Below are 6,937 nucleotides of genomic sequence, written 5' to 3'. Positions count from 1 at the left end.
GCGGCCGGCGCGGCGTGGGCGACCGGGGCCGGGGCGGCGGCGTACTGGATCGGGGCGGCGGCGACGGTGATTTCGCGCTTCACCTTGATCTTCAGATCGCCGCGCTCGACCTCGATCTCGGTCAGGTCGGTGTCGTTCAGGATGTCGGCCAGGCTGCGGACCAGGTCGGCGTCGATGTTCTTGTTCTTGTCGTCGGACATGAGGGTCTCTTCTACTTGATCTTCAGACGGCGCGCGGCGGTCAGCCCTTGGCCCCGGCGCGGCGCGCCAGGTCCAGAGCAGCCCGGACGGCCAATTCATAGCTGCGGGGGCCGAAGCCGGCGATCACGCCGGTCGCGGCCAGGGACACATAGGAGTGATGCCGAAACGCCTCGCGCGCGGCGGGGTTCGACAGGTGGCACTCGACCACGGGGATGCTCAGCGCCTTCAGCGCGTCCAGCAGGGCCACCGAGGTGTGGGTGAAGGCGGCCGGATTGATGACCAGGGCGTCGGCCTCAAGGCGGGCCTCCTGGATCCAGTCGACCAGTTGGCCTTCATGGTTCGACTGGCGGAACACCACGCGCGCGCCTTCGGCCGCCGTCTCGCACATGGCCTGAACGTCGGCCAGCGTTTCGCGGCCATAGATGTCCGGCTCCCGAACCCCCAGCAGGTTCAGGTTCGGCCCGTTCAGGACATACAGGGTGAGAGTTTCGGGCATTCGCTCGCAAAACAGGCGCGCCGCCGCGCGGAATCGAGCGCGCGTTGTAGCCTAGGTGGCGCGCGGCGCAAAGCGGGCCAGGAAAAAGGGTGACGTAGGGGGAGGTTGGGGGCAGGCGACAAGGCGCCGGCAAGGGAAGAGCCTGCGCAGATTTCGGGTGCGAACTTTCGATGGGTGGTTGACGATGAAAATTATTACAACATATTGCGCAATATATTTCATTGTAAGGTCTGGACGTGATTTCTCGAGTTTTCCTCTCTCTGCTGAGCGTCGCTGTCCTGGCCCCGGTTTCGGTCGATGCACAGACCCTGGATCACAAGGCGCAGCGCGACGTCGTGGCTCGCCTCGAAACGGCGTTGCAGCAGAACTATGTTTTTCCCGACAGGATTCCGGCCATATCCGCTGAGTTGGACAGGCGGATTCAATCTCAGCCGATGGAGGCCGACCGCTTCGCCGAGAGCCTTTCTCAAGGCCTGGTCAAGGCAAGCGAGGATCTGCACTTCTCGGTGGCCTTCGACCCTGACGAGGTCGCGGCGGACCGTCGGGCCAAGGCGAGCGACGAGACGACGACCCAGGCCCAACGCGACAGCGAGCGCGCGGCGAATTTCGGGTTCCGTGAGGCGCGACGGCTGGACGGCGATCTGGCCTATGTGCGGTTCGATTTCTTCGCCGACCCGCAATACGCCCAGGAGACGGCGGCGGCGGCCATGCGTTTCGCCGAAGGGGCCAAGGGGCTGATCTTCGACCTTCGCTACAACAACGGCGGCGTCCTGGAGATGGCGCAGTTCCTGATGAGCTACCTCTATCCCGCGGGCAAGGATCAGGAATTCTTCGACTACAACTACAATGACAAGGGCGCGCAGGTGGTGCGGAGCCAGTGGAGCCTGCCCGCCGTGTCCGGTTGGCGGTCGGGGACTATTCCCGTGGTGGTCCTGACCGGTTCGACGTCCTTCTCTTCGGCCGAATGGATGGCGTTTTCACTACAGCGTCTGGGCCGGGCGACCGTGATCGGGGAACAGACCGCCGGCGGCGCGCATCCCGTCACCCGTGTGCCGATTGATGATCGCTTTATGCTGCAGGTTCCGTTCGGTCTGATCCGAGATCCGATCGACGGCAAGGATTTCGAGGGCGTCGGCGTGACCCCTGATCTGGCCGTGCCGGCCTCGGAGGCCCTGTTGGCGGCGCAGAAGTTCCTGCTGCAGAGCCGGGCTGACGCCGGCGACGCAGAGGCCAAATGGGCCTTGGTTCCGATTGAGTCTGCACTGACTGGCCAAGCTGCGAGCGAGGCTGAGTTGGATGCTGCAGTCGGAGCCTATGAGGGGCGAACCCTGGCGCGCACCGCCAACGGTCTGGCCTATCATTGGCGGGATCGCTTCGTTTTGGCCCTTGAGCCGATCGGGAAAGATCTGTTTGCGGTCCAGGGAACGGATGATTACCGCTTCCGTCTGGTGCACGAGAATGGCCGTGTGAGCGGTTTGGAGCGAGTGTGGAAGTCCGGCGATCGGGAAACCTATCGTCGCCTGGACTGAGGAAGCGTTGGGCGAATGATCGAGTTGGATCGCACCTTTCTGGGCCGACTAAGCGAGCAGCTCAGCGAACTGATCGAGCAGCAGTCGGCCGAGGTGTTCAAGCGCGCGGGCATTGTCATCCCGGTGAAGTCCTCGTCCTTGCTGGGCGCCATCGCGACGCTTGGTCCGGTCTCCGTCGCCGATCTGGTGCGGGCGCTGGACCGTTCGCACCAGCTTATTCAGCAGAAGATGCCCAAGCTTCTGGCCCTGGACCTAGTCAGCCGCCGTCCCGATCCCAACGACCAGCGCGTCAACCTGATCGAGATCACCGACAGGGGGCGCGAACAATTGGCCTTGCTGAACGGGCTGACCCCCGAGTTTGAACGCGCCTATGTCGAAATGGAGGAGGAGGCCGGCCCGGTGTTCGACGCGGTGGGTCGTGCGATCCGCTCGCTTAAGGCCCGCTCCTTGAACGATCGCATGATCGTCTGAAAGGCTTTCTGCGCTGACGGATGCTCGTCGTACGCAAACGCGCTATAGCTCCGGCGTCAGCGGCGGGCCCGAAAGAGGGGCGCGTCTGCAATATGTGCTTATTGCTGCTCGGAAAGATGTGATGCGTATCGAAGTCAACGGCGAGGCGCGGGACACCGCAGCCATGACCATTCTGGGTCTGGTTCAGGAGTTGTCGCTGGACCCCAAGAAGGTGGCGGTCGAGCGCAACCTGGAGATCGTGCCGCGCTCCCTGCACGGCGAGACGGCGCTGGCCGAGGGCGACAAGATCGAACTGGTGCAGTTCGTGGGCGGAGGCTGACGCCGCCCTATGTTCCGCTCATCCCGGCGGACGCCGGGATCCAGTCCTTTGGCGACAGGTTGGCCCTTCGAAGGTCGCGGGTGAGGCTCTCACTGGATCCCTGCGTCCGCCGGGATGAGCGGGAGGGGATGTGACAGCTCATCAAATCCCGCAACGCCGCTTCCCCCCGGCGGCGGGCGGCGCTAGGTCGTTAAACCATGACTGACACCGCTCCCCGCACCGACAGCTGGACCGTCGCCGGCCGCACCTTCAACTCGCGCCTGATCGTGGGCACCGGCAAGTACCGCGACTATGCCCAGAACGCGGCGGCGGCCGAGGCTTCGGGCGCCGAGATGGTCACCGTGGCCGTGCGCCGGGTGAACCTGACCGATCCGAACCAGCCCGTGCTGACGGATTTCATCGACCCGAAGAAATACACCTATCTGCCAAACACGGCGGGCTGTTTCACCGGCGAGGACGCCGTGCGGACCTTGCGCCTGGCGCGCGAGGCGGGCGGCTGGACCCTGGTCAAGCTGGAGGTTCTGGCGGACCCCAAGACCCTGTTCCCCGACATGGAGGAGACGCTGCGGTCGCTGAAGCTGCTGACCGCCGAGGGCTTCGAGGTCATGGTCTATTGCACCGACGACCCGGTCTATGCGCGCAAGCTGGAGGACGCGGGCGCCGTGGCCATCATGCCGCTGGGCGCGCCGATCGGCTCGGGCCTGGGGGTGCAGAACCCGATCAACATCCGCCTGATCGTCGAGCAGTCCAAGGTGCCGGTGCTGGTCGATGCGGGCGTCGGCACGGCGTCTGACGCCGCCATCGCCATGGAACTGGGCTGCGACGGGGTGCTGATGAACACCGCCATCGCCGAGGCGCGCGACCCGCTGCTGATGGCCAGCGCCATGAAGCACGCGGTCATCGCCGGGCGGGAATCCTATCTGGCGGGACGGATGAAGAAGCGGTTCTACGCCGATCCGTCCTCGCCGCTGGCGGGGTTGATCTGAGAAGGCTCAGGGGCTGACCGAAAGGTCAGCCCTTTTTCTTGGCCGCTTCGATCAGGGCGCCGACTTCGCGCGGATCGATGCCGGGGCTGGCGACGCCGTTGATGAAGAAGGTCGGCGTGCCCTGCAGGCCGAGCGCTGCGGCGGCGGCATGGATGTCGGTGACGTGGCGCGTCATTTCGGGGGCCGAGATGGCGGCGTTGGCCTTGGCCATGTCGACGCCGTTGTCGGCCAGGATGCGGTCGATGGACGCGCGGTCCAGCGCGCGCTCGGCCATCAGGGCGTCATAGACAACCAGATACTTGCCCTGCTGATGCGCGGCCAGGGCGGCGCGGGCGGCGTATTGCGAGGACATGTCGTCGCCCCGATCCAGGATCGGCCAGTCCTTGAAGACGAAGCGCACCTCGGGGTGAGCCGCCATCAGGGCGCGATACTCAGGCGCCACGGCCTTGCAGCCGGGGCAGCGGAAGTCGAAGAACTCGATCACCGTCACCTTGGCGTTCGCCGGACCGAAGGCGGGGTCGCGCGCATCGACGGCCAGCAGGGCCGGATTGGCGGCGGCGGCGGTGTTGATGGTCTGAACGCGCGATTGGGATTCCATCGTCTCGCGCGCGGCCAGGACTTCGTCCAGCACCTGAGGGTTGCTGACCAGATAGTCGCGCACCTTGCCGCCGAAGCCGCCGCTCAGATAGGGCGCGGCCGACAGGACCAGGGCGACCGCCGACATGGCCACGGCGGCGCCGCCCAGAACGGTTCCCGACAGGGCGAACCGGCCCTTGGCCGCGGCGGGCGGCGTGACGGCGGGCTGATCGGGCGCCTGATTGGTCGTCTGGCCGGTGTCGCGCGTGTCGTCGGTCATCAAGGTCTCGTAAGGCGTAGGAGGAAGGCGGGGTCGGCGTCAGGCGCCGGGCGGGATGACGCCGGAGCGGCTGCGCTGTTCATTGCGGCGCTCGGCGTCGGTGATGTCTTTTTCGGTCGCGCCCGAGGCCAGGACGATGTCGGTGGCGCGACGCCATTCGATCGAGCTGCGGTCCAGCATGTCGCGCGCGCGCATGGCGAACTGGGCGGCCTGTTCCGGGCGGCGCAGGGCGAACCAGTATTCGGCGGAGGCCAGGCGGGCCTCGCCCTCCTTGCCCTGGCTGGCGTAAGCTTGGGACAGCAGACGCCAGCCCATGGTGTTGTCCGGCTCCAGCGCCAGGGCGCGCTTCAGCTGGTTCTCGGCTTCAGTCAGTTTGGAGGCGTCGCTGGTCTCGATCAGGGCGTGGGCCAGGTTGATGCGCAACAGGGGGGCGTCCGGCTTCAGCTCGACCGACTTCTCATGCGCGCCCAGGGCCTCGGCGGGGCGGCCTTCCTCGAACAGGATCTGGCCCTTCAGCTCCCAGAAGTAGGGGTTTTCGGGCTGTTCGGCCAACAGGACGTCGACCGCGTCCAGCGCCTTTTGCGTCTGGCCGTCGCGATACCAGGCGATGGCGCGGGCGTAGCGGGCGGGCAGGGTGACATCGCTGGACGGATAGTCGCGCAAGGTGGCGTTGGGCGCGTCCATAAAGGCGCGGATCTTGGCCACGACGAGCGTATGCTGGGCCATGCGCTCGTCGCTGTCGCGGTTGCCGTAATGGGAGGCCGCCTCGACTGCTGGACGCAGGGCCTCGATCCGCTGCGACGACAGGGGGTGGCTGCGGAAATAAGGATAGCGGCGCTGATCCGAGAAGATTTCCTGGGCGCGGAAATTCTCGAAGAACTCGACCATGCCGCGCCCGGATTCCCCGGCGCGCTCCAGCGCGCGGGCGCCGGTGATGTCGGCCTCGCCTTCCTGGCTCTGCATGTAACGCAGGGCGCCCAGGGTGCCGAAATACTGGCTGGAGGCCAAAAGGGCCGCGCCCGCGTCGGGCGCGCCGGCGATCGCGGCCAGGGCGCCCAGCGCCATGGTCATGATCATCGGCTGCATCCCGGCGTTCTGGGCGCCGTCGCGCAGGGTGTGGCGGTTCTTGATGTGCCCGGCTTCGTGGGCGATCACGCCCAGAAGCTGGTTGGGGTTCTTGGTCCGAAGGATCAGGCCGGTGTTCAACCCCATGATCCGCCCGCGCGTGGCGAAGGCGTTCAGGTCGTTGTCGTTGACCAGCAGAATCTCGACCTCGTTCGGGTCCAGCCCCATGGCGTCGAGCACGGGCTCGGACCACTCATGGATGATGCCCTCGATCTCGGTGTCCCGGATCAGGCTCTGCGCCTGGGCTGCGGCGGCCGAGGCCAGCACCGCGAGGGCGCCGACGCCGGCGGCCAGATAGCGCCGAAAGCGGATTGCGGCGGGGGGCGTCCTGGTCATGACGAACTCCAGAGCGATAGTCTCCCCCGCAGCTTCCAGCTTAATCGTGTCCGATCAACGGCGCCACCAGCCCCGCTTGGGCTTGGCGGGCGCTGCGCCGATCTGGTTCGGATCGTCGGCGATGATGGCCGCGATGTCGACCTCGGCCGTCGGCGCCGGGACCGGCTCGGCCAGGATGACGGCCTCCTCGATCACGACCTCTTCGATCCGGGGCTCTTCGACCAGGGCGTCTTCGATCGCCTGTTCGATACGGGCGGCCACGGCGGGCGTGACGTCCAGTTCGACAGGAACCGCAGCTGTTTCGACTTCGATCTCGGCCTCGACAACGGTCGGCTCGGCGTCCGGTTCAACGGCGACCGTGGCCGCTTCTTCGGCGGCGGCGGTCGTCACCTTGCGGCGAACGCGGCGACGCTTCGGCGCCTCGACCGTCTCCGGGGCGGGAGCGGTCTCGGCCGACGGGGCGGCTTCGGTCGCTTCACCCTCGATCAGAACGGCGATGGGCGTATCGGGCGAACCGACGGGCGGCAGGCCTTCATTGGCGGCGCGGTCCTCGACCTTGGCCTCGTGCGCCAGTTCGCCCTGACCACGGCCGCGACCGCGACCGCGGCGACGGCGCGAG

Annotated in this window: 7 protein-coding genes and 2 pseudogenes; 4 read left to right on the top strand and 5 right to left on the bottom strand. The window is 66.7% G+C overall.

Going from position 1 to position 6,937, the window contains the following annotated elements:
* Both RT567_RS12035 and aroQ read right to left on the bottom strand, forming a co-directional pair.
* Positions 1 to 200 (bottom strand): annotated as a pseudogene (locus RT567_RS12035) (acetyl-CoA carboxylase, biotin carboxyl carrier protein); the annotation flags it as partial.
* A gap of 40 nt (positions 201 to 240) precedes the next feature.
* The gene (gene aroQ, locus RT567_RS12030; RefSeq protein ID WP_313576574.1) at positions 241 to 696 is read right to left on the bottom strand and encodes a type II 3-dehydroquinate dehydratase; all 456 of its coding nucleotides are present in this window, start codon (positions 694 to 696) and stop codon (positions 241 to 243) included.
* Between the two features lie 236 nt (positions 697 to 932).
* Here aroQ and RT567_RS12025 point away from each other — a divergent pair, with 236 nt between their 5' ends.
* The 4 genes from RT567_RS12025 to RT567_RS12010 all read left to right on the top strand — a co-directional run bounded on the left by RT567_RS12025 (position 933) and on the right by RT567_RS12010 (position 4,001).
* Positions 933 to 2,225, top strand: coding sequence for a S41 family peptidase (locus tag RT567_RS12025; protein WP_313576573.1), 1,293 nt, complete (start codon positions 933 to 935; stop codon positions 2,223 to 2,225).
* 15 nt (positions 2,226 to 2,240) lie between these two features.
* Positions 2,241 to 2,696: a MarR family transcriptional regulator gene (locus tag RT567_RS12020; RefSeq protein WP_313576572.1), complete on the top strand. Its 456-nt coding sequence runs from the start codon at positions 2,241 to 2,243 to the stop codon at positions 2,694 to 2,696.
* A 121-nt stretch (positions 2,697 to 2,817) separates the two neighbouring features.
* On the top strand, positions 2,818 to 3,015 hold the full coding sequence (gene thiS / locus RT567_RS12015) for a sulfur carrier protein ThiS (RefSeq protein ID WP_313576571.1): 198 nt from the start codon (positions 2,818 to 2,820) through the stop codon (positions 3,013 to 3,015).
* A 197-nt stretch (positions 3,016 to 3,212) separates the two neighbouring features.
* The gene (locus RT567_RS12010; protein WP_003168099.1) at positions 3,213 to 4,001 is read left to right on the top strand and encodes a thiazole synthase; all 789 of its coding nucleotides are present in this window, start codon (positions 3,213 to 3,215) and stop codon (positions 3,999 to 4,001) included.
* A 25-nt stretch (positions 4,002 to 4,026) separates the two neighbouring features.
* Here RT567_RS12010 and RT567_RS12005 read toward each other — a convergent pair whose 3' ends face one another.
* The 3 genes and pseudogenes from RT567_RS12005 to RT567_RS11995 all read right to left on the bottom strand — a co-directional run.
* Positions 4,027 to 4,857: a thioredoxin domain-containing protein gene (locus tag RT567_RS12005; RefSeq protein WP_313576570.1), complete on the bottom strand. Its 831-nt coding sequence runs from the start codon at positions 4,855 to 4,857 to the stop codon at positions 4,027 to 4,029.
* A 39-nt stretch (positions 4,858 to 4,896) separates the two neighbouring features.
* Positions 4,897 to 6,318: a M48 family metalloprotease gene (locus RT567_RS12000; RefSeq protein ID WP_313576569.1), complete on the bottom strand. Its 1,422-nt coding sequence runs from the start codon at positions 6,316 to 6,318 to the stop codon at positions 4,897 to 4,899.
* A 54-nt stretch (positions 6,319 to 6,372) separates the two neighbouring features.
* Positions 6,373 to 6,937 (bottom strand): annotated as a pseudogene (locus tag RT567_RS11995) (ribonuclease E/G); the annotation flags it as partial.

Origin of the sequence: Brevundimonas sp. (genome assembly GCF_032107865.1) — a bacterium.
Classification (GTDB): domain Bacteria; phylum Pseudomonadota; class Alphaproteobacteria; order Caulobacterales; family Caulobacteraceae; genus Brevundimonas.
This window is presented reverse-complemented; position numbering and strand designations above follow the sequence as displayed.

Bases quoted from the DNA above. Each gene is read 5' to 3' on its own strand.
- aroQ (WP_313576574.1), bottom strand. From the start codon at position 696: ATGCCCGAAACTCTCACCCTGTATGTCCTGAACGGGCCGAACCTGAAC.
- RT567_RS12020 (WP_313576572.1), top strand. From the start codon at position 2,241: ATGATCGAGTTGGATCGCACCTTTCTGGGCCGACTAAGCGAGCAGCTC.
- thiS (WP_313576571.1), top strand. From the start codon at position 2,818: ATGCGTATCGAAGTCAACGGCGAGGCGCGGGACACCGCAGCCATGACC.
- RT567_RS12010 (WP_003168099.1), top strand. From the start codon at position 3,213: ATGACTGACACCGCTCCCCGCACCGACAGCTGGACCGTCGCCGGCCGC.
- RT567_RS12005 (WP_313576570.1), bottom strand. From the start codon at position 4,857: ATGACCGACGACACGCGCGACACCGGCCAGACGACCAATCAGGCGCCC.
- RT567_RS12000 (WP_313576569.1), bottom strand. From the start codon at position 6,318: ATGACCAGGACGCCCCCCGCCGCAATCCGCTTTCGGCGCTATCTGGCC.